This is a genomic window from Stutzerimonas stutzeri, assembly GCF_002890895.1.
GTDB lineage: Bacteria > Pseudomonadota > Gammaproteobacteria > Pseudomonadales > Pseudomonadaceae > Stutzerimonas > Stutzerimonas stutzeri_AB.
In genome coordinates this window covers 444,224-461,666 of the sequence record NZ_POUL01000002.1, presented here as the reverse complement: position 1 = coordinate 461,666, position 17,443 = coordinate 444,224, and the positions used below count along the sequence as shown (strand labels likewise).

The following is a 17,443-nucleotide window of genomic DNA, read 5'->3' as shown; positions in this document are numbered from 1 at the left end:
GAATTTTGCGCAGGGGCGACAGTCGTACTGATGTTGTCCTAAGAAGTGTTCCCATGCTTTTGCCTAACGCTGTATATGCCGTGCTACACGCATCGACACTTCGCCAAAGCCTAGTGCGCAGCGTGCTAGCATCCCTGGCCATGCCTATCCGTATCCTTCGCCGTACCGCCCCGGCGGGCGTCTTCTTGTGCTTCGCATCTGCGCTGGATGCAGCTGAGCTCGACGTCAAGGTCACGCCATCAAACAGTGCGTTGCGTGAAAACGTCGAGAACTACATCGGCGAACTGGGCGATCGCAACGAAGAAGAATTGCTGCGTTACAGTCGCATTGCCCAGGAGCAGGCGAACAAAGCGCTGCAGGCGTTGGGCTATTACCACGCTGTTATCGAAACCAGGGTCACCGGAGGCGAAACTCCTCGGTTGGCGCTGCGAATCAAGCCCGGCGAGCCAGTTCGTCTGCGCGACATCACATTGCAGGTCAATGGGCCTGCTGCCGAACTGCAGGCGTTTCGAGTGCCGCGCAACACCTTGAAGCCAGGCGCCGTGCTCAATCACGGGCAGTACGAAGCGGTCAAACAACGGATCCTCAATCAGGCCTCGCGCTATGGGTTTTTTGATGGCCGCTTCGAGCGTCAACGGCTGGCGATCAACCCCGACACCAATGCCGCCGACGTCGAACTGGTGTTCAACAGCGGGCCACGCTACTTGCTCGGGGATGTGGGTTTTGAAGGAGATTCGCCTTTTGATCCGGACTTGCTGGAGCGCATGGTGCCGTTCGATCCCGGCACGCCGTATGACTCGGAATTGATTGCCGAACTCAACCAGGCGATGCAGTCCAGCGGCTACTTCGAAGGCGTCCGGGTTGATGCCAACCCGGCTAACGCCGATCAGCAACGTATTCCCGTTGCGGTGCAATTGACCACGCGAGAGCCGCGCACGCTCGGGTTTGGTTTGGGCTACTCGACGGATGTCGGGCCACGGATACGTTTCGACTTCACCCGCCATTGGGTCAACCCGCAGGGCCACAGCTACGGCATAGAGTCCGAGTTGTCGGCGCCGCGGCAGAACGTCGGTCTGTTTTATGACGTACCACTGGACCCACCGTTGACGGACAAACTGCGCTATGCAGCCGGCTATCAGTACGAAGAACTGAGTGATAACGACAGCCTGAGTCGCCTGCTGACGGTTGGCCCCGAGTGGCATCGTCGGCTGCCTAGCGGCTGGCAGCGCGTCTGGGCGCTGAAGTGGCGTCATGAGCAGTACGAGCTGGGCGATGATTCGGGGGTCAGCACCTTGTTGATGCCGGGTGTTTCTTACAGCTTTCTGCGCAGCGACAACCGTCTCGATCCCGGTCATGGCTATCGCTTGAGGTTCGAACTGGGGGCGGCGAAGGAGGGGGTGTTCTCGGACGCTGATCTGATCCACGCCAACGCGACGGTCAAGGGACTCACCACGCTGGGTGCTCGACATCGTTTTCTTGGGCGGGTGGAAGTGGGCGGTAACTGGACCGACGAATACACCAACGTGCCGCCATCGCTGCGCTACTTTGCCGGTGGTGATCAAAGTGTGCGCGGTTACGACTACCAGAGCCTGTCGCCGACCAACTCTGATGGCGACCGGATCGGCGGGCGTTATCAGCTCGCGGTCAGCGCTGAGTACCAGTATTCAGTGACTGAGAAATGGCGACTGGCGACCTTTGTAGACCAGGGCAATTCGTTCAACTCGCTGGAGTTGCCGAGTCTCAAGAGCAGCGTGGGCGTCGGAGTTCGATGGGTTTCGCCGGTTGGGCCGATTCGCGTTGACCTGGCACATCCGCTGGATGGCGAGGGCGGAGTTCGCCTGCACTTTTCCATGGGGCCGGAGCTTTGAGGCGTAGCGTGAAAGTCGTCAGCGGGATGCTGTTGGCCATACTGGCGCTGCTGCTGGTGGTTGTTTTGGCGGTCTTACTGGTGCTCGGCACGAACGCGGGGAGCCGTTGGACGCTGAGTCAACTACCTGGGCTGCAGCTTGAGGCGTTCACGGGTCGCCTCGGTGGTCGCTGGCAGGCGGATCGTCTGGTCTGGGAGCAGGATGGTCGTCGGGTCGAAGTGGCTTCGCCGCGCATGAATTGGGCGCCTAGTTGTTTGCTGCGCAAGACCCTTTGTATCGACGAGCTGGTCACCGGCGATATCGATCTCACATTTCCTCCTGCTCCGGAGGATGAAGCAACAAGCGAACCCTTCAGTCTCCCGGATCTCGATCTACCACTCGAGCTCCGTCTTGACCGCGTCGACATCGGCGCGATCAACCTCAACGGCGTTCAACAGATGCAGGGCGCGGAATTGCAGGCGGACTGGGACGAACAGGGCCTAGTCATTCGAGCGCTGGAGGTTCGCCGTGAAGACGTAGTTCTTGAACTTTCGGGCCGGCTGCAGACCAGAGCCGACTGGCCGTTGATGCTGAGCGGTAGCGCGGCGATTCGCTCGCCAAATGAGCAGCCCTGGGCAGTGAAGTTCGAAGCCGACGGCGAGCTGCGTGAACATCTCATGGTCGACGTGCAAAGCCAGGGCTATCTGCAGGCCAAGCTCAGCGGATGGGTGAGACCCTTGGAGCCGGAGCTGCCGGCGAATCTACTGCTGGCGGTGGAGCGTTTCAAGGCGACCCCGGAGTTGCCCGACGCCTTGCGTCTCGAGGCGCTGGAGCTGACCGTCAAAGGTGACATGGAACAGGGCTATCGCCTGGTGGGTGATGGAAGCCTGCAGGGCGAGGGCGGTGCGGTGGATCTCGCGCTCAAGGCATTGGTCGACTTGGCCCATGCCGATATCGAAACCCTCACGTTGACTGCCGGCGAGCAGCAATACGTTGATCTGGCCGGCCGGATCGATTGGCAAGACGGTTTAGATGCCGAGGCGCAGCTGGCCTGGCGTAACTTCCCCTGGCGCCGACTCTATCCCGACGTCGAGGAGCCGCCCGTGACATTGCGAACCCTCGACGCGCAGATCCAGTACGACGATGGCAGTTACCTGGGCAATTTCAACGCGGCGCTGACCGGTCCCTCCGGTGACTTCACGTTGCAAAGCCCGGTCAGCGGTGACCTTGAGGTCGTTCATTTGCCGCAGCTGCAACTGCAGGCCGGACAGGGCAGGGCTGAAGGAAATCTCAGCGTCGGGTTCGCTGACGGAGTCGATTGGACGACCCGACTCGAGCTGAGCGAACTCGATCCGTCTTACTGGGTCGCAGAGCTGCCGGGAACCATAGGCGGCACGCTGACTAGTAGCGGCGCCTTGCGAGAGGAAAACCTGCAAGCCGACGCCGCCCTCGATTTGAATGGCACGTTGCGTAAGCAGCCGCTCAGGCTTCAATTGCAGGCTAGCGGTGAGAACACGACCTGGAGCGTGCCGGCGGTCGATTTGCGTCTGGGCGACAACCGCATCCAGGGCAACGGCCGCTGGGCCGAGACGCTTGAGGCGAACCTGGCCATTGATCTATCGCGCCTGGGCCAGCTCTGGCCTGATTTGAGCGGCAGAATGACCGGCAAGCTTGACCTGTCGGGCACGCCAGACGCACCTCAGGGAAAGCTTGCGTTGAGCAGCACCGGGATCGCGTTTCAGGACAATCGAGTTGATCAACTGCAAGTGGCCGCGAGCCTCTCCGAGGGCGAGCGGGGCCAGCTTAGCCTCGACGCGAAAGGCTTACAGGCTGGAGCGACTGATATCGGCGAGTTGCAGCTGAGCGCCGAAGGCACGCCAACGGCGCATCAGGCCAGACTGCAACTGCAGGGCCCCTTGCTCGACCTGTCGCTGGCGTTGACCGGTGGGCTTGAACGCGGTGATTGGCGGGGTCGGTTGACGAAAGCCGAGCTGGATGCTCAGGGACAGCAATGGGCACTGCGCGATCCCGCGTCGCTGCAGCGATTGGAGAGCGGCAAGATTACCTTCGGAGCGCACTGCTGGGTCTCGGGCCAGGCCACGCTGTGTGCCGACGACCAGCGACTGCAACCTGACCCGCAGTTGCGCTATCGCCTGCGCGACTTCCCGCTTGAGTCGCTCGCCGAATACCTGCCGGAGAATTTGCTCTGGCAAGGAGAAGTCAACGCTGATCTTGCACTGGACCTGCCAAAATCAGGCCCAAGCGGGACCATCCGTGTGGACGCCGGGCCAGGCGTTTTGCGTATGCGGGATGGCGAGCAGTGGCTCGATTTCCCCTATCAGACCTTGTCACTGAGCAGCCAGCTGACCCCGAAACAGGTCGACAGCAGGTTGAGCTTCGAGGGCGGGGATCTCGGCGATCTGGATGTTCGACTCCAGGTGGACCCTAGTGGCGAGGTCAAGCCGATCTCTGGCAATTTCGAGCTAAACAATTTCGATCTTTCCGTTATCCGGCCTTTCGTTGCCCAGGTCGAACGACTCGACGGTCAACTGAATGGCAATGGTCAGATTTCGGGCACGCTGCAGAAACCACAGCTCGAAGGAGTGCTAAAGCTCACCGGGGGCGAGATTGCTGGTGCGGAGTTGCCTGTCAGTTTCGAGCAGCTGCAGGTGACGGCCGTCATCGATGGTGAGCGGGTCCGTGTCGAGGGTGACTGGCGCAGCGGCGAGCAGGGCCAGGGACAGATTGCGGGAACAATCGATTGGGCGCAGGCGCTGGACCTCGATCTGCGTATCAATGGCAACCAATTGCCTGTGATCGTCGAGCCCTATGCTGAGCTCGAAATTGCGCCCGATCTACGCATTCAGTTGGCTGACGAGCAGCTGGCCGTCAGCGGCAAGCTGCGCGTGCCGCGTGGGGAAATCACGGTGCGAGAGCTGCCACCCTCGACGGTCAAGATATCCGAGGATGCGGTCATTGTCGGCGCCGAAGCGGAAGAGACGAAGCCGCCCTTGGCGATTCGCATGGACGTGGATGTTGAGGTTGGACAGGACAGGCTGCGCTTCTCAGGCTTTGGCCTCACTGCCGACCTCGCCGGTTACCTGCACATCGGCGATGACTTCGATGCGCGCGGGGAGCTTAGCCTCAACAAAGGGCGTTACCGTGCTTATGGGCAACGCCTGACGATCCGTCGCGCCCGGTTGCTGTTCACGGGTGTGCTGTCGCAACCCTATCTGGATATCGAAGCCATTCGACGTATCGAGGATGAAAACGTGATCGCGGGCCTGCGTATCACAGGAAGCGCCGAGCAGCCGCGCGTCGATGTGTTCGCCGAGCCTGCCATGAGCCAGGAGCAGGCGCTGTCTTACCTTGTGCTTGGGCGGCCCCTTGGTGCCGAGACCGGAGACAGCAATCTCTTGGCTCAGGCAGCGCTTGGGCTAGGCCTGGCGGGCAGCGCATCGATTACCGGCAACGTCGCGCAACGCCTCGGCATCGAGGACTTTCAGCTGGACACTGAGGGTAGCGGTACAGACACCAGCGTGGTGGCGAGCGGGAAGCTGACCGATCGGCTGACGTTACGTTACGGCGTTGGGGTATTCGAGCCTGCCAATACGGTCGCGTTGCGCTATCAGCTGACCAAGCGGATTTTTCTTGAGGCGGCCAGCGGGCTCGCCAGCTCGCTGGACGTGTTCTACAGACGCGATTTCTGACGACTACTAAACCAAAAACTCTCGTTTATCGACTGGCTTTGGCGCTGCTCTGGGCTACGCTGACAGGCTTCCGTATGCGGCAATCTGGCGTGGCTTCACAGGTTGACCAGTCGGTCGCTCGTTTGCACTCAGCATCCGCTTTGGATCACGCACAAAGCGTGTGGCGCCAAGTACAGAATGTGGTGGTAGGATCGCTCGGTCGCTCCTTGCATGGCGGCTGATGCAAGGCTCTAGCACGAGTCTTGCAGGTTGTCGGTAATGCACCGGACATTGAAGTCGGGGTATTACCGGGTCGTTCGGGCAGCAGTTGAACTGGTGTACTCAAACTCGCCGTTTCATTGTTCGTGCCGGCTCGGCCCGTTCGGGCAAGGATGTCTAACATAATCAATAAGGGTGCCTTGAATGGAATTCCTGCAAAACCTGGTCAATAGCGTCAACGGTCTCGTCTGGGGACCGCCCATGCTGGTACTGATCCTCGGTACTGGTTTCTTTCTTATGGTCATGCTCAAGTTCATGCCATTGGCGCGTATCGGTACGGGCTTTGCGCTGATCTGGCGCGGACGTGCCAAGGGCGATGATGAAACAGGTGAGATCAGCCCGTTTCAGGCGTTGATGACCTGCCTGGCCGCTACCGTGGGTACCGGTAATATTGCCGGTGTCGCCACGGCGATCTTTCTCGGCGGTCCGGGTGCGCTGTTCTGGATGTGGTGCACGGCATTGGTTGGGATGGCGACCAAGTACTGCGAGGTGGTGCTGGCAGTGCATTACCGCGAGAAGGATGATCGTGGCGAGCACGTCGGCGGACCGATGTATGCCATCAAGAATGGCTTGCACAAGCGCTGGCTTTGGCTGGGTGGCGCCTTTGCCATCTTTGGCGGGCTGGCTGGGTTCGGCATCGGCAACATGGTCCAGGTCAACAGCATGGCGCTGGCGCTGGATTCGACCTTCTCGGTGCCGTTGTGGGTGACCGGTCTGGTCACCATGCTGTTCGTGGGGCTGGTCATTCTCGGCGGCATCAAGCGTATCGGTGCAGTGGCTGCTGCCCTGGTGCCGTTCATGTGCGTTGCGTACGTCATTGCCGGCATCGTTGTGCTGGTGGTGCACGCCGCTGAGCTTCCTGCGGCCTTCGAGCTGATTTTCACCCATGCCTTCTCGCCGATCGCGGCCACTGGCGGCTTTGCCGGCGCGGCAGTGATGGCCGCAATTCGCTTCGGTGTGGCGCGGGGCATCTTTTCCAACGAGGCGGGGCTGGGCACGGCCGGTATCGCACAGGCTGCCGGTACGACCAACAGCTCGGTTCGCTCCGGGCTGATCGGCATGATGGGTACCTTTATCGATACCATCATCATCTGCTCAATCACTGGCCTGGCGATCATCTGCTCGGGTGTCTGGACGGGTGGCGAAAGCGGTGCGGCGCTGTCCGCTGCTGCCTTCGAATCGGCCATGCCCGGCGTGGGTGCAGCGCTGCTGACGATCGCACTGGTCGTGTTCGCTTTCACCACAATCCTTGGCTGGAGTTACTTCGGCGAGAAATGCTGGGAATTTCTGGTCGGCACCAAGGCGATCTGGCCGTTCCGTATCATTTGGGTCCTGGCTGTGCCGTTCGGTGCAATCGCCCAGCTCGATTTCGCCTGGCTGTTGGCAGACACGCTGAATGGTCTGATGGCAATTCCCAACCTCGTTGCTCTGCTGCTGCTAAGCCCTGTGGTGGTCAAGTTGACCAAGGAATACTTCGCCCGCACCCACGTAGCCTGATAACCCGGGCCGTTGCTACGCGCACGGCCCATGACTGAGAGGAATTAGACATGACTGAAGTAACCCTGAAAGGCAATCCGATTCAGGTTGCCGGCAACTTTCCGCAAGTCGGCCAGAAGGCCGCGCCGTTCAGCCTGGTAGGCGGTGATCTGTCAGATGTGACGCTTGCTAGCTTCGCGGGCAAGCGTAAGATCCTGAACATCTTTCCAAGCATCGATACGCCAACCTGTGCGACCTCGGTACGCAAGTTCAATGCGCAGGCCAACGAACTGGCCAATACCGTGGTGCTATGCATCTCTGCTGACCTACCCTTCGCGCAGAAGCGCTTTTGCGGTGCTGAAGGGCTAGAGAATGTCATCAATCTCTCGACCATGCGCGGACGCGAGTTTCTCGAGCAGTACGGCGTTCTGGTTGCAACCGGCCCACTAGCCGGTGTGTCAGCTCGTGCTGTCGTTGTACTGGACGAGCACGATGAGGTGCTTCACAGCGAGTTGGTCGCCGAGATCGGTAGCGAGCCGAACTACGAAAAGGCGATAGCAGCGCTTAACTAAGCTCTGTCGATAGGGAGCGGTGCAACGCCGCTTCCTTTTATTCCGGATATTGGCGACAAAAAAACAGCCGAGTCGCCCCTCTCTTTTGCCTTTAATCAATTGGCTCAATCGGCCTGCTGACGCTTAGCTTTCAGGTAGCTGGCTTTGCTAACGCAACCGTGATTCGCCATACCGACAGGCCTGATTTACTGCGCCATAAAATCTTTTTCTGTCGTTGCGGTCAGAGCATCGTTGCCTACTGAATGGATTCGCTTATGTCTACCTCGCAGATTAAGAAAAAGATCGGTGTATCCGGCACAGGGATGATCGCCCACTGCTTTATTCGGCTGATCAAGCAGCATTATCAGGATATTGAAATCTCGCGAGTCCTGACCCGTCGCCCGTTGAACTCCTTTACTGATTTTCCCCTGCCTGAGCGACTCACCAATTCTATTGACCATCTGATTGCTGGTGCAGACCTGATCGTGGAATGCAGCGGCGATGTATTTCACGGCACCGAGGTCATTGAGCGTGCTTTCGAAGCTGGTCTGCCGGTGGTGACGATCAACGCTGAGCTGCAGGTCACCACCGGGTCGTACCTGGCTGCTAAAGGCTTCATCACCGAGGCCGAGGGCGACCAGCCGGGTTCATTGGCGGCCCTTCATGAAGAAGCCTTGATGATGGGCTTCAAGCCGTTGGTCTACGGCAATATGAAGGGGTATCTGAACCACAACCCTTCGGTCGAAGACATGAGGTACTGGGCAAAACGCCAAGGCATAAGCGTAGATCAGACCACTTCATTCACGGACGGCACCAAGGTGCAGATCGAACAGGCTATTGTCGGCAATGGCCTCGGCGCGACTATTACAAAACAAGGCTTGGAAGGCCTGGCTTCGACCAATCTGACTGAGTCGGGCAACCTGCTTGGCATGATGGCCGAACGGTTAGGGCAACCCTTCGTCGATTACGTGATTCCTTCCGGATATCCCGCGGGTGGAGTGTTTCTGGTCTGCCGCCACGACGACAACCAGCGTGCCGCTATAGAGTATTTCAAGCTTGGCCCTGGCCCTTATTACACGCTGGTACGCCCGTTCCATCTCTGCTCGCTCGAAGTCGGCAAAACCGTGCGTCGAGTGCTCGGTGGTGGTGATGTACTGTTGAACAACTCCACCGCACCAACCCTTGGCGTGGGGGCTATTGCCAAGCGAGCCATGCGACCAGGTGAGTTGATCGAGCGGGGCATCGGTGGTTTCCAGTTTCGCGGCGAAGCACTGAAGCTCGACCAGAATCCGGATCACGTCCCCATTGGCCTGCTGCGCAAGACGGCCCTGCGGCATGCGGTCGAGCCGGGTCAGCTTATTACCTTCGATGACATCGATATTCTGCCCAGCCGTGCCCTAGACATTGTCATGCAACAGCGTGCTGCGACTGCGGCAAAGGTTCAGCAGAAGCCCTCGGCGGACCATGAGCGGTCAGAATTGGCGGCGATAGGCGGTTGACGCTTTTAAGGGCTGTGCCGGTCAAGTGTTTCGCTCCCGCGTTCGGATCTCAAACATGCTTGAAAGCAGGCGATCTCGATGATCGGGGTCGCCTGCTTCGAGGGCCTACTCGAACTCTCTATATGTCTGATCGGGCAGGCCCGATGAGCTAGACCGCATAGCCCAGTATCCGAGGCAGCCACAGCGCGATTTCAGGAAAAACGGCCACCAAAACCAGCGCGCTGCCCATCACCAGAACGAATAGCGTGGCCCAGCCGACCGTTTGCTCCAGGCGGATCTTGGCAACCTCGGCGGTGACTAGCAGGTTTATCGCTACCGGAGGGGTGAACTGGCCAATCGCTATGTTCATCGCCAGTAGGATGCCGAACCACACCGGATTCCAACCGAAGTGTTGCATCACGGGAATCAGGATCGGCATCAGGATCAGATAGATGGAAATCGCATCTAGCAGCATCCCGGCCAGCAGCACTGCGATCATCACCAGAATCAGCAGCACCGCACTGTTGTCAGACAGCGATATCAGCCATTCGGCCAGATGGCGGAAAGTACCCAGCATTGTCCCGGCCCAGGCAAATATTCCGGCCAGCGCAATGATCAGCATCACTACGCCGGAAATCACTGCTGCCTCGCCGCAGAGCCGCCACAGGTTCCTCCAGTCCAGTTCGCGTGTAACGAACAAGCCAATGACCACGCCATAGGTCACGCCGGCCACTGCGGCTTCGGTGGGTGTGAACAGGCCGCTGCGCAAGCCGCCTAGAATCAATACGGGGGCGAAGAGTGCCGGCAATGCTTGACGAAAGCTTTCACCAAGCGGCGGGCGCTCAGCACCTTCCGGGTTCTCCCAGCCGTAGCGGCGCGCCAACAGCCAGGCCGGTAGCAGCAACACGAGGCCTGCAATGATTCCCGGGAAAAGGCCGGCTGCAAACAGTGCTCGTAGGTCGACGCCAGGGACCACGATGGAATAAAGAATCAGCGCAATGGACGGCGGGATCAGAATCGCTGTCGAGGCGGAGGCGGCTATCAGCGTTGCCGAGAATGGCTTGGGATAGCCGGCGCGAGTCATGCTCGGCAGCATCACCATGGCAACTGCGGCTGCATCGGCCGGGCCGGAGCCGCTCATACCGCCCATGATCAGGCAGACCAGGATTGCGACCATCGCCAGACCGCCATGGCGTGGACCGATCAAGGCCTGAGCGAAGCGCACCAGACGCAGCGCGACGCCAGATTTTTCGAATACCAGGCCGGTAAGGATGAACAGCGGAATCGCTATCAGGGGGTATTTGGCAACGCCGTTGTAGGTGTTGGTACCAAGCGTCGCAAGCATGTCCGGTGAAAGGCCTGCCACGATGCCAATGGCGCCGGAGAGCGCCAGAGAAAATGCAACCGGTACGCCAACCAACAACAGCAGCAGGAAGCTGGCAAGCATCCAGAGGTCAGGGCTCATCGGTGAGCCTCCCGCGCAATCGATCGATCGTCATTTGGGTCAAGCGCACGACCATCAACAGCGCCAGCAATGGCAGCCAGACCACGTACCACCAGTTCGGCAACCCGAGACCAGGCGATTCGGATTCCCACTGGTATTCCTCCAGTGCGAACTGTCCGCCGTACCAGAGCACCATACCGAGCACCGATACGCAGGCCAGCCACTGCAACAAGATCAGCGGAGTACGCAGCCGCGGAAACATTCGCTCAGCAAAACCGATGCGGATGTGGCGGTTGCTGCGCATGGCCACCGACGCACCGGCGAAGGTGAGAATCACAAGGAGAAAAACGGAGATTTCTTCGGTAAAGGCGAAAGAGGCATCGGTGAAGTAGCGCACCACCACATTGCCCAGGCTGATCAGGCTGATGACCACCAGCGCCAGGGTGGCCAGCACGCGCTCAAGGCGCGCGTCCTGTCGATTATTCATGAATTTCCTCGACGCCCGGCTGCATCATGCGGCCGGGCTGAACGGTTTTTACTTTGCCACGGCGGTGCGGGCTGCTTCGACCAGGTCGGCACCGATCTTCGACGTCCACTTATCCTGCACGCTGCGAGTCGCGTCAGCGAACGCCTGTTGCTCGGCCTCGCTCAGCTCGGTTACCTCGACGCCGCGTGCGCGAATGTCTTCCAGGCGCTTGGCCTCGCTGTTGCGCGACAGCTCGATTTCCCACTTGCCAGCGTCTATCGCGGCCTGACGCAGCAGTTCGCGGTCGGCTTCTGGCAGCTCCTTCCAGACACGCTGGTTGACTGCGAAGATCAATGGGTCGGCCATGTAATGCCAGAGCGTCAGATATTTCTGCCCGACCTGATCGACCCGCGCCACGTCGAACACGGATAACGGATTCTCCTGCCCATCAACCGCGCCGGTGGTCAATGCGGGTTTGGCGTCCGCCCAGCTCATCTGGGTCGGATTGGCGCCCAGTGCGGTGAAGGTGTCTTGGAAGAGGGGTGAACCCACTACACGGATCTTCAGGCCTTTCAAGTCGGCGGGCGTCTTCACGGGCTTGACCGAGTTGGATATCTCCCGGAAACCGTTCTCACCCCAGGCCAGCGGAACGATGCCGCGTTTCTTGATGGCGGCGAATGCTTGCTCGCCCGCGTTCCCCTGGGTGATGGCGTCGAGGTCGGCGCTGTCTGCCATCAGGAAGGGTAAGGAGAAGAGGTTGAGCTCCGGAACTTGTGGCGACCAGTTGATGGTCGACCCGACAGCCATGTCGATCAATCCGGAACGCATCGCGGAGAATTCCTTGGTCTGGTCGCCCGCGACCAGTTGTGCGTTGGGGTATACACGCAGGGTGATTTCGCCGTTCGAGCGCTCCTCAACCAGGTCAGCCCACTTCTGGGCGGCCTGGCCCCACGGGAAGGCATCGGAAAGCACAGTGGAAACGGAGTATTCACGAGCCGAAGCGGCGAAGGTGGCAGAGAGCGCAACGGCAGCAGTCAGCGCAGTTAAGCAACGAGTCAATTTCATGAGGCGTCCTTGTTCGGATCGGTCTTTTGGTTGTTATTGACGAACGGCCGAGCATCGACAACAGCGATCGGCTCAGTGATGGCAGGTGAGCCATCGAAACGCGCGGGTGGCGCGAAGGACGCGGCAGGCTGCCGACGGTAGGAAGCAGCAGAACTCGCAAGGCGTCATAAGCAGTGCCAGCCTTGTGGGCTAACAGCAGACCAGCCGAATAAGCTGGTCGTACAACTATCGCAGATGGCGGCAACGAGTGCCATCGCGGCGCCTTCGTTCGTTGCGCGGGTGGTGTCACGCATCGCGCAACAGGTCGTGTGCGTTGAGCAAGCTGAAGGCGATTTCCGGGCGCTTTTCCAGGCCGCGGCGGATCGCCGCCGGGATCGATTGCCGGGTCTTGCGGCACAAGCCTGGTAGCTCCTCAATGTCAATGCGGATGCCGCGCATGCTGCGCACTTCGTTGAAACCCGGTGCGATATGAAGGCGAACCCCGAGCTGTTCATAGATTCGTCGCTGCATACGCTCAAGATCGGCAAGGTCTTCCAGGTTTTCCAAGCGGGAAAGCAAGCGGTTCTCCTCCTGGCGGGTCAGCCGGAGGATGCGCAGGTCACTGCTGCCGGGCGCTTCGAGCAACTGATTGCGCCCGCAGATGCAGGCGGCAGGCGGGCAGGGCTGACGTATTGGCACGGAAGCGGTCATGGACTGATCATAGGCACGATCGTTGAGGTGTTAAATATCTCGCAGCCGAAGCGGTCCGGCACGTAGCGTCTTCTTCTGGCTCAAACAACGTTCTTCAATGCCTGTTTTGAAGAGGTAACAAGCGTATCAGCGTCTGCCGACGAGGGCCGGAACCGGGAAATGCTCTCGTCAGTTATATCGCCCAGCGGTCCCGCCAATACTGAACCTGCCTGCACCGATGAGGGCGACGGCGATGGATCCAAACAGAAACATGCCTTGAAGCTCAAGAGCCCAGCCACCCATTTGGCCGAGCGAGAACAGCTCCTGTAGATGGGCGAGTCCAAATGCGACGAGCATGTTGCCTGCTATGAGCAACGCACCAATTCGGGTGAATACGCCCAGAATCACCAAGGCCGGCGCAATCACCTCACCTATATATACGCCATAAGCCAAAAAAGCGGGCAGCCCATGACTGGATAGCATGCCTGCGATCCCGTCGATACCGTTCTGTAGCTTGAAAAGGCCATGCAGGAGAATAAGCACACCCAGCGAAACCCTTAACACCAGCTTTCCAAAATCATCGGCCATGGTTCGTTCATCCTTCATCTTCAGGGTCGGTGGCGGCGCAAATAAAAGATAGACGACTCACGCCGGGCATGCACTAAAGCCGCAGTAGAGGGCGCGGTAGGCGGCCTGCTTTGCCCGTCCGCGCTGGGTGAGTGTGTTGGTTGCAATCCCGTTTTTTTGAATAGCGTCAGCGGCGCCGTGTACAGCTGGTAGCGTTTGGCGTTTCGACAGCTATAAACGAACCCCGCGCGACTCTGTTTTCTTGTGCCTTATCAGCGGGGTGACTTCTCCGATACGAGCCACTAGAATGCTTGCCCATTCTGGGGCCGGAATGCCGGCTTATGTCTGTGCAACGAGGAAAATCCATGCAAGTTTCTGTTGAAAGCACCTCCGCTCTTGAGCGCCGCATGACCATTGGCGTGCCGGTCGAGCGCATCGAGACCGAAGTCAACAAGCGTCTGCAACAGACCGCCAGCCGTGCAAAGATCCCAGGCTTCCGTCCCGGCAAGGTGCCGATGAGCGTCATCCGCCAGCGTTACGAGGCGGCTGCACGCCAGGAAGCATTGGGTGACCTTATTCAGGCTACTTTCTACGAGGCGGTCGTTGCCGAGAAGCTGAACCCGGCTGGCGCTCCGGCGGTCGAGCCTAAGGTGTTCGAAAAGGGCAAGGATCTGGAGTACGTCGCAACATTCGAAGTGTTCCCCGAATTCAAAGTTGCCGGTCTGGACGCTATCGAAGTCGAGCGTCTGCAGGCTGAAGTGGCTGATGCTGACGTAGACAACATGCTTGAAATCCTGCGCAAGCAGAACATCCGCTTTGAAACAGTTGATCGTGCTGCCGAAGATGGTGATCAGCTGAACATCGATTTCGTTGGAAAGATCGACGGTGAAGCTTTCGCTGGCGGTTCGGCGCAGGGTACGCAGCTTGTTCTGGGCTCCGGTCGTATGATTCCTGGCTTCGAGTCCGCACTGGTTGGCGCCAAGGCTGGCGAAGAGAAGGTCATCAATCCGACCTTCCCCGAGGACTATCAGAATCTCGATCTGGCAGGAAAAACGGCTGAATTCACTGTTACTGTCAACAGCGTAGAGGCTCCGCAACTGCCGGAGCTGAACGACGAGTTCTTCGCTCAGTTCGGCGTGCAGGAAGGCGGTCTTGAAGGCTTCCGTGCTGAAGTCAAGAAGAACATGGAGCGCGAGCTGCGCCAGGCTATCAAGACCAAGGTTAAGAACCAGGTCATGGAAGGTTTGGTTAGCGCCAATCCGATCGAAGTGCCAAAGGCCCTGATCGACAACGAAGTGAACCGTCTACGTGTTCAGGCCGTTCAACAGTTCGGCGGCAATATCAAACCTGATCAGCTGCCTGCTGAGCTGTTCGAAGAGCAGGCCAAGCGCCGTGTCGTGCTGGGCCTGATCGTTGCCGAGGTGGTCAAGCAATACGAGCTGAAGCCAGACGATGCACGCGTCCGCGAGTTGATCGAGGAAATGGCGTCCGCTTATCAGGAGCCGGAGCAGGTCGTGTCCTGGTACTACAAGAACGATGAGCAGTTGAACGAAGTTCGGTCTGTTGTGCTCGAAGAGCAAGTTGTAGATACTGTTCTGCAGCAGGCTAAAGTGACCGACAAATCGGTCTCCTATGAAGAAGCAGTGAAGCCTGCGGAAGCCCCGCAAGCTGCCTGAGATCCTTCAATCGTTTAATGCACATTCATAAGCCAGCCTCGAGCTGGCTTATGTCTTTGCGGCGTAATTTAGGGAGTATCGTTGGACATGTCCGGCAATCCGTTTATGCAAGCACCAGACATTCAGGCCGCCGGCGGCCTCGTGCCGATGGTTATCGAGCAGTCCGCTCGTGGCGAGCGCGCGTACGACATCTATTCCCGCCTCCTCAAAGAGCGGGTGATCTTCATGGTCGGCCAGGTCGAAGACTACATGGCCAACTTGATCGTCGCGCAGATGCTGTTCCTCGAGGCCGAAAACCCAGAGAAGGATATTCACCTGTACATCAATTCGCCTGGTGGGTCGGTGACTGCCGGCATGGCTATCTACGACACCATGCAGTTCATCAAAGCAGATGTTTCTACAACCTGTATCGGTCAGGCGTGCAGCATGGGAGCATTCCTCCTGGCTGGCGGGGCCAAAGGCAAGCGATTCTGCCTTCCGAATGCCAGGGTAATGATTCATCAGCCACTTGGTGGGTTCCAAGGGCAGGCGTCGGATATCGATATCCATGCCCGTGAAATCCTTTTCATTCGCGAGCGTCTGAATCAGTTGCTGGCCCACCATACTGGTCAGGATCTGGAAACGATTGAGCGCGACACCAATCGCGACTACTTCATGAGTGCCACACGGGCGCTGGAATACGGGGTTGTCGATGCGGTTCATGAGAAGCGGCAGTTGCCGGTCTAACGCTGGTCTAGGAGGGCGTAGTTAGCGGGCATCCGTCATGTGCGCTGTGCGCGCCCTTGAAAATGCCTGCGTTTGCCTTCATCTTGTATTACAAGCCTTCCCCGATTGGATCGATCGAATGACTGACACCCGCAACGGCGAGGATTCCGGCAAGCTGCTCTATTGCTCTTTCTGCGGCAAAAGCCAGCATGAAGTACGCAAGTTGATTGCCGGCCCCTCGGTTTTTATCTGTGACGAGTGCGTCGACCTTTGCAATGACATCATCCGTGAGGAGGTGCAAGAAGCACAGGCCGAGAGCACATCGCAAAAGCTGCCTGCTCCCAAGGAAATCAGCGGCATCCTCGACCAGTACGTGATTGGTCAGGAGCGCGCGAAGAAGATCCTGGCTGTGGCTGTGTACAACCATTACAAACGACTTAACCAGCGCGATAAGAAGGAAGAAGTCGAGCTGGGCAAGAGCAACATACTGCTCATTGGGCCGACCGGCTCAGGCAAGACGTTACTTGCGGAGACGCTGGCCCGGTTGCTGAATGTTCCCTTCACCATCGCGGACGCTACCACGCTGACTGAAGCCGGGTACGTGGGCGAAGACGTTGAGAATATCATCCAGAAGCTGCTGCAGAAGTGCGATTACGATGTAGAAAAAGCCCAGATGGGTATCGTCTATATCGATGAAATCGATAAGATTTCGCGCAAGTCTGACAACCCGTCGATCACTCGCGATGTCTCGGGTGAAGGCGTGCAGCAGGCGCTGCTGAAGCTGATCGAAGGCACGGTCGCCTCTGTTCCCCCGCAGGGTGGCCGTAAGCATCCGCAGCAGGAGTTCCTGCAGGTAGATACACGAAACATTCTGTTCATCTGCGGCGGTGCCTTTGCCGGCCTTGAGAAGGTTATTCAGGGTCGCTCGACCAAAGGCGGGATCGGTTTCAATGCAGAAGTTCGCAGCATGGACCCGGGCAAGAAGATCGGTGAGTCGCTGCGCTCGGTTGAGCCGGACGATCTCGTCAAGTTTGGTCTGATCCCTGAGTTCGTGGGTCGTCTGCCTGTAATTGCAACCCTTGATGAACTCGACGAGGCGGCGCTGATTCAGATCCTAACGGAGCCGAAGAACGCGCTGACCAAGCAATACAGCAAGCTTTTCGAGCTGGAAGGTGTTGATCTCGAGTTCCGTAACGATGCCCTGAAAGCAGTGGCAACTCGGGCGCTAGAGCGCAAGACGGGTGCCCGAGGTCTGCGTTCGATTCTCGAGGGTGTGTTGCTGGATACCATGTATGAGATTCCTTCCCAGAAGGACGTAAGCAAGGTGGTCATCGACGAGAGCGTCATCGAAGGTACATCTCAGCCGCTGCTGATCTACGAGAACAGCGAGCCGCCTGCCAAGGCCGCGCCTGACGCGTGACAGAACAAGGGGCCTCCGGGCCCCTTTGCTTTTCTACAGACTCCTTGTTTTTTGCGTTGCGCGCCCTCATCTTGATCGCCAAGGGTATGAATTTCCCGTTTACCGCCGTAT

13 protein-coding genes are annotated in these 17,443 nt (G+C 58.8%); 8 read left to right on the top strand and 5 right to left on the bottom strand.

Annotated elements, in window-relative coordinates; genetic code table 11:
- Positions 1-140: 140 nt before the first annotated feature.
- From CXK96_RS04950 to CXK96_RS04930, 5 genes are all read left to right on the top strand, one after another.
- A complete protein-coding gene (locus CXK96_RS04950) occupies positions 141-1,868 on the top strand; it encodes an autotransporter assembly complex protein TamA (RefSeq protein WP_102835369.1) in 1,728 nt (575 codons plus the stop codon).
- 26 nt (positions 1,869-1,894) lie between these two features.
- On the top strand, positions 1,895-5,557 hold the full coding sequence (locus CXK96_RS04945; protein ID WP_102835368.1) for a translocation/assembly module TamB domain-containing protein: 3,663 nt from the start codon (positions 1,895-1,897) through the stop codon (positions 5,555-5,557).
- Between the two features lie 402 nt (positions 5,558-5,959).
- Positions 5,960-7,312, top strand: a complete 1,353-nt coding sequence (locus CXK96_RS04940) for an alanine/glycine:cation symporter family protein (protein ID WP_102835367.1) — start codon at positions 5,960-5,962, stop codon at positions 7,310-7,312.
- Positions 7,313-7,362: 50 nt separating this feature from the next.
- The gene (gene tpx, locus CXK96_RS04935) at positions 7,363-7,863 is read left to right on the top strand and encodes a thiol peroxidase (protein ID WP_102835366.1); all 501 of its coding nucleotides are present in this window, start codon (positions 7,363-7,365) and stop codon (positions 7,861-7,863) included.
- A 302-nt stretch (positions 7,864-8,165) separates the two neighbouring features.
- The gene (locus tag CXK96_RS04930; protein WP_102835512.1) at positions 8,166-9,341 is read left to right on the top strand and encodes an NAD(P)-dependent oxidoreductase; all 1,176 of its coding nucleotides are present in this window, start codon (positions 8,166-8,168) and stop codon (positions 9,339-9,341) included.
- 148 nt (positions 9,342-9,489) lie between these two features.
- Here CXK96_RS04930 and CXK96_RS04925 read toward each other — a convergent pair whose 3' ends face one another.
- The 5 genes from CXK96_RS04925 to CXK96_RS04905 all read right to left on the bottom strand — a co-directional run bounded on the left by CXK96_RS04925 (position 9,490) and on the right by CXK96_RS04905 (position 13,552).
- Complete coding sequence (locus tag CXK96_RS04925; protein ID WP_102835365.1) at positions 9,490-10,785, bottom strand: TRAP transporter large permease; 1,296 nt, start codon at positions 10,783-10,785, stop codon at positions 9,490-9,492.
- Positions 10,775-11,251, bottom strand: coding sequence for a TRAP transporter small permease (locus CXK96_RS04920; RefSeq protein WP_102835364.1), 477 nt, complete (start codon positions 11,249-11,251; stop codon positions 10,775-10,777). Before CXK96_RS04920 ends, CXK96_RS04925 begins: the two co-directional genes overlap by 11 nt.
- A 48-nt stretch (positions 11,252-11,299) precedes the next feature.
- Positions 11,300-12,295 carry a DctP family TRAP transporter solute-binding subunit gene (locus CXK96_RS04915; RefSeq protein WP_102835363.1) on the bottom strand — a complete coding sequence of 332 codons (996 nt, stop codon included), beginning with the start codon at positions 12,293-12,295 and terminating at the stop codon, positions 11,300-11,302.
- 285 nt (positions 12,296-12,580) lie between these two features.
- Entirely contained in the window at positions 12,581-12,985 is a 405-nt protein-coding gene (locus tag CXK96_RS04910; RefSeq protein ID WP_180981490.1) for a hypothetical protein, read from the bottom strand.
- Positions 12,986-13,153: 168 nt separating this feature from the next.
- Positions 13,154-13,552: a DoxX family protein gene (locus tag CXK96_RS04905; RefSeq protein ID WP_102835362.1), complete on the bottom strand. Its 399-nt coding sequence runs from the start codon at positions 13,550-13,552 to the stop codon at positions 13,154-13,156.
- Positions 13,553-13,896: 344 nt separating this feature from the next.
- Here CXK96_RS04905 and tig point away from each other — a divergent pair, with 344 nt between their 5' ends.
- From tig to clpX, 3 genes are all read left to right on the top strand, one after another.
- A complete protein-coding gene (tig, locus tag CXK96_RS04900) occupies positions 13,897-15,207 on the top strand; it encodes a trigger factor (protein WP_102835361.1) in 1,311 nt (436 codons plus the stop codon).
- An 87-nt stretch (positions 15,208-15,294) separates the two neighbouring features.
- Positions 15,295-15,933, top strand: a complete 639-nt coding sequence (gene clpP, locus CXK96_RS04895; protein ID WP_073300029.1) for an ATP-dependent Clp endopeptidase proteolytic subunit ClpP — start codon at positions 15,295-15,297, stop codon at positions 15,931-15,933.
- Positions 15,934-16,051: 118 nt separating this feature from the next.
- Positions 16,052-17,332, top strand: coding sequence for an ATP-dependent Clp protease ATP-binding subunit ClpX (clpX, locus tag CXK96_RS04890; RefSeq protein ID WP_102835360.1), 1,281 nt, complete (start codon positions 16,052-16,054; stop codon positions 17,330-17,332).
- Positions 17,333-17,443: the final 111 nt, after the last annotated feature.

Bases quoted from the DNA above. Each gene is read 5' to 3' on its own strand.
- CXK96_RS04950 (WP_102835369.1), top strand. From the start codon at position 141: ATGCCTATCCGTATCCTTCGCCGTACCGCCCCGGCGGGCGTCTTCTTG.
- CXK96_RS04945 (WP_102835368.1), top strand. From the start codon at position 1,895: ATGCTGTTGGCCATACTGGCGCTGCTGCTGGTGGTTGTTTTGGCGGTC.
- CXK96_RS04940 (WP_102835367.1), top strand. From the start codon at position 5,960: ATGGAATTCCTGCAAAACCTGGTCAATAGCGTCAACGGTCTCGTCTGG.
- tpx (WP_102835366.1), top strand. From the start codon at position 7,363: ATGACTGAAGTAACCCTGAAAGGCAATCCGATTCAGGTTGCCGGCAAC.
- CXK96_RS04930 (WP_102835512.1), top strand. From the start codon at position 8,166: ATGATCGCCCACTGCTTTATTCGGCTGATCAAGCAGCATTATCAGGAT.
- CXK96_RS04925 (WP_102835365.1), bottom strand. From the start codon at position 10,785: ATGAGCCCTGACCTCTGGATGCTTGCCAGCTTCCTGCTGCTGTTGTTG.
- CXK96_RS04920 (WP_102835364.1), bottom strand. From the start codon at position 11,251: ATGAATAATCGACAGGACGCGCGCCTTGAGCGCGTGCTGGCCACCCTG.
- CXK96_RS04915 (WP_102835363.1), bottom strand. From the start codon at position 12,295: ATGAAATTGACTCGTTGCTTAACTGCGCTGACTGCTGCCGTTGCGCTC.
- CXK96_RS04910 (WP_180981490.1), bottom strand. From the start codon at position 12,985: ATGACCGCTTCCGTGCCAATACGTCAGCCCTGCCCGCCTGCCGCCTGC.
- CXK96_RS04905 (WP_102835362.1), bottom strand. From the start codon at position 13,552: ATGGCCGATGATTTTGGAAAGCTGGTGTTAAGGGTTTCGCTGGGTGTG.
- tig (WP_102835361.1), top strand. From the start codon at position 13,897: ATGCAAGTTTCTGTTGAAAGCACCTCCGCTCTTGAGCGCCGCATGACC.
- clpP (WP_073300029.1), top strand. From the start codon at position 15,295: ATGTCCGGCAATCCGTTTATGCAAGCACCAGACATTCAGGCCGCCGGC.
- clpX (WP_102835360.1), top strand. From the start codon at position 16,052: ATGACTGACACCCGCAACGGCGAGGATTCCGGCAAGCTGCTCTATTGC.